Genomic DNA, 4,003 nt, shown 5'->3' with positions numbered 1-4,003 from the left:
GTGCTCGACGACGGCCCGCGCCCCGAGCACCCCCCGCAGCCGGGCGGCGCGGTCGCGGGCCGCGGCGGCGTCCGCGCCGTCGAGCAGGACGACGACGTCACGCGGCGCGGGCCCGTACGCGCAGTCGTCGGGGTCCAGCTCGCCGTGCAGCCGGCGCAGCGCGAGGGCGGGCGGCGGCGACGCGAACGCGACGGCGAGGACCTGCCAGCCGTAGGCGCTCACCCGACGGGCGCGGGAGATCGCCCGCTCCAGCCGGTCGACGAACAGCTCGCGGGCCACGAGCCCGGTGCCGGGGTCGACCAGCACCCGCTCGCGCAGCTCGCTGCGGAACAGGGTGACGTCCGAGACGACGGCCATCGCCCCCACCATGCGGGCGGCGCGCCCCCCGGCGTCGTGCACGGTGACGGCGCGGCAGCGCACCGTGACGTGGTGGCCGTCGGCGGTGCGGACCCGGTGCTCGACGTCCAGCGGCTGGTGCGACCCGGACAGCTGCGCGGCCACCGCGGACTGCACGCGGCGGGCGTCGTCGGGGTGCACCCGGCCCAGCCACTCCTGCGGGTCGTCGCCGACGCCGGACGGGTCGCACCCCACGATGCGGGCCCACGCGTCGGAGTAGCGCACGCGGCCCGCCTCGACGTCCCAGTCCCAGGTGCCGTCGTGGGACGCGATGGACACCAGCGCGGTCCGCTCGTGCCCGGCGGCGACCTCGAGCGCCAGCACCCGCTCCCGCTCCGCGGCCTCCGCCAGCTCCCGGCGCTGGGCCTGCAGGGCGCTGAGGGTGTCCTCCGCGTCGAGGGCCACGCCGAGCATGGCCGCCCAGTGGTTGTAGCGCGCCCGCGTGCTCGTCGCGCGGGTGTCGACGAGGCCGCTCACCACCAGCACGCCGCGGTCGGAGCTGCCGAACCCCACGGGCACCACGACGGTCGGCGACGCCGGGTCCTGGAGCTCCGGCGGTGGGAACTGCTGGGGCGCGTACGTCCCGCCGACCAGCCGTCTCGGGCCGGCCGCTCCCCCGCGGGCGCCCACCACCTGCAGCGCCCGGCCGCCCGGCACGTCGGCGTCGTCGACCCAGAGCGCGAGGGCGGCCACCCCGCCGTGGCCGCGCGGCAGCCAGTCGAGGCTGCGCAGGGCGTCGCCGTCCGCCCGCATCATCTCGAGGTCCACCTCGTACTGCTCCGCGAGCTCGCGCTCGAGGCGCCCGGCCCGGCCCAGGGTGCCCGCGACGGTCCCCCGGGCGAGCGCGACCACGACGTCGCGCACGGTCGTCTCCAGCGCGGTCCGGCGGGCGGCCGGGCCGAGCGCCGACCCGCGCCGGGCGGGCACCGCCGCGCCCTGCCCCGACAGCCGGCGTGCCGCGGCGCGCCGGTGGCTCCGGACGGTCCGCGCCGCCTCGACGTGCAGAGCGGGCACCAGCTGCTCGAGCGCGTCCGGCGACGGGCGCAGCCGGGCCGTCGCGTCGGCGAGCGCGCGCAGCGCCGGCGCCGGGGCGCGCAGCCCGCGGTCGGCGGCCGCCGCCAGCACCTGACGCACCGCAGCCACCCACGCGTCCCGCCCGTGCTCGCGCGCGAGCACCACGGGCGCGACGTCGTCCAGGCCGGGGTCCGCGCCCGGGGCCGGGCCGGGCGACGCCTCCGTCGGCGCGGCGGGCGCGCCGTCGTCGGGCGCGGCGTCGTCGGGCGCGGCGCACTCGCCGCGGGCCGTCCCGGTCACGACGACGTGCCCGCGTGCGCCCGCCTCGCAGCCGCACGACTCGCGCAGCACCAGCGCCGACCGACCGAGGCGGTGCTCCCCCGTCACGCGCTCGCCGGCGATCATCGCCAGCACGAGCTGGGCGGCGCGCTCGCCGACCGCGTCGTGCAGCAGGTCCACGGTCGACAGGCGTGGGCGGATCCGCGCCCCGAGGTCGGAGTGGTCGATGCCGACGACCGCCTGCACCTCCGGGAGCGGCAGGCCCTGCGCCCGCAGCCCGCGCATGAAGCCGACGGCGTTCCGGTCGGTGGCGGCCAGGGTGGCCGTCGTCGGCAGCGTCCCGTCGCCGGTCTCCACCAGGCGCCGCGCGACGGCCTGCGCCCCCGCCTCCTGGTTGTCCCGGGTGCGGTAGTGCCACTCGGCCTGGGGCTCGATACCGTGCGCCAGGAGCGCGTCGCGGTACGCGTCGTACCGCTCGCGCGTGTCGGTCTGGTCGGCGGCACCGAGGAAGCCGATCCGCCGGTGGCCGTGCGCGACGAGGTGGTCGACGACGGCCCGCGCCGCGCCGGAGTTGTCGGGGCCGAGGCTCGGGGCCGCGACCCCGTCCACCGGGCCGACCCCGACGAGCACCAGCGGCGTGCCGGCGTCATGGAGCTCGCGCAGCGTGTCGTCCTCCAGCGCGCTCGTGACGACGATGAGCCCGTCCCACCGCGACCCGCCCACCAGCGTGCGCCGTCGCGGCACCGCCGGGAACTCCGCCCGGTCCAGGTCCGCCGGGTAGGTCTGCAGGGCCACCACCCGGTGCCGCCCGGCGCGCAGCACCCGCGCCGCGCCGGCCAGCGCGCGCCCGAAGTAGTACCCCCCGAGCACGGGGCTGACCACCCCGATCGTCCGCGGCCCGCCGACGGGGCCCCTTCCCTGAGCACCGACCGTCGTCATCCGTACCACCGTCCTCGCCGTCGAGTACCGCGCACGTTCCCGGGTGCATTCTGCACCGATTCCCGGCACAGTGTGGGAGCGTGACCACGCCAAGCCGGCCCGGGCCCGTGCCCGCCGTCGGCACCCGACGCATCACCATCACCGACGTCGCGCGCGCCGCGGGCGTCTCGATCGCCGTCGTCTCCTACGCCCTCAACGGGCGACCCGGGGTGTCCGAACGCACCCGGCGCCACGTGCTGCGCACCGCCGCGGACCTGGGCTGGCGGCCGAGCGCCGCAGCCCGGTCGCTGCGCTCGGCCCCGCACAGCGCCTCGGTGCAGGCGGTCGGGCCGGCCGACGCCGCGCGGGCCACCGCCGTCGCCCTCGGCCTGCGATCGGCGCTCCAGGTGGCTGACGACGCGCCCGCCACCGACGTCGTCGTCGACGTGGCCCCCGACCGCGCCGCCGCCGCCCGGAACCTCGAGCACGCGTGGTCGGAGCGGCGGCACGCCGCGTTCGTCGTCACGGGGCTCACGCGCCACGACCCGCGAGCCCGGGCGGCCCGTCGCGGCGGCCTGCCCCTCGTGCCGCTCGCGCCGCCGCGCGCGGGCGGGCCCGGCGCCGCGGCGGAGGCGGTCTGGTTCTCCGGGGACGCCGAGGAGCGCGCGGCGCGCTACCTGCGCGACCTCGGGCACACCCGGGTCGCGCTCCTCGCACGGGACGCCCACGAGGACCCGTCGGCAGCCTTCCTCGACGCGCTCGACACCGACGACGCGCGCGTCCGACCGGGCACCTGTGCCGCCGTCGACCGGGTCGAGTACCGGACCGTCGAGGACGCCGCCGCCGGCGCCGCGCGCCTGCTCGCCACCGAGGACCGCCCCACGGCCGTCGTCGCCGACGGCGACGTCGCGCTGCTCGCCGTGCTCGAGACGGCGCGGCAGCGCGGCCTGAGCGTGCCGTGGGACCTGTCCGTGCTGGTGCTCGAGGACTCCGCGGTCTGTCGGCTGGTGCACCCCGCCGTGACCGCGGTGTCCCGCCCGTGGGAGGAGCTCGGTGCGGCGGCCGCCGTCGTCGTGCGTCCCCTGCTGGGGGGCGGAGACGCCCGCGTTCCCGACGACCCAGGGCGCGCCGGCACCCCCGACGCGGTCGCGCGGCTCGTCATCCGCGGCTCCACGGCGCCCGCCCCCGCCTAAACGTTTCGCGCGCTGTCCCGCGGCGCCGACGGTTGCCAGGTTGGGGTCGTCGGCGCCGACGGCCCGACGCCCGGCCTCCCGGGGCGGCGCGCCCGCCACGACGGCCCGGGCACCTGACGAACCAGGAGGCTCCTGTGCGATCAGCTTGGCAACGGCGCAAGGGTGCGCCGGAACGGGGACGACGACGGGGACTGCCACGGGGC

The 4,003-nt window shown here is 79.2% G+C and carries 2 protein-coding genes; one reads left to right on the top strand and one right to left on the bottom strand.

The window, feature by feature from the left end; translation table 11 throughout:
• On the bottom strand, positions 1–2,628 hold a 2,628-nt coding region (locus tag ACFWEK_RS19685), incomplete at its 3' end, for a substrate-binding domain-containing protein (RefSeq protein WP_430555135.1).
• Between the two features lie 80 nt (positions 2,629–2,708).
• Here ACFWEK_RS19685 and ACFWEK_RS19680 point away from each other — a divergent pair.
• The gene (locus ACFWEK_RS19680; RefSeq protein WP_430555134.1) at positions 2,709–3,800 is read left to right on the top strand and encodes a LacI family DNA-binding transcriptional regulator; all 1,092 of its coding nucleotides are present in this window, start codon (positions 2,709–2,711) and stop codon (positions 3,798–3,800) included.
• Positions 3,801–4,003: the final 203 nt, after the last annotated feature.

This window comes from Isoptericola sp. NPDC060257, from assembly GCF_042726645.1.
Classification (GTDB): domain Bacteria; phylum Actinomycetota; class Actinomycetes; order Actinomycetales; family Cellulomonadaceae; genus Isoptericola; species Isoptericola nanjingensis.
Note: the sequence above shows the minus strand (reverse complement) of the source record. Positions and strands in the feature narration are given on the sequence as shown.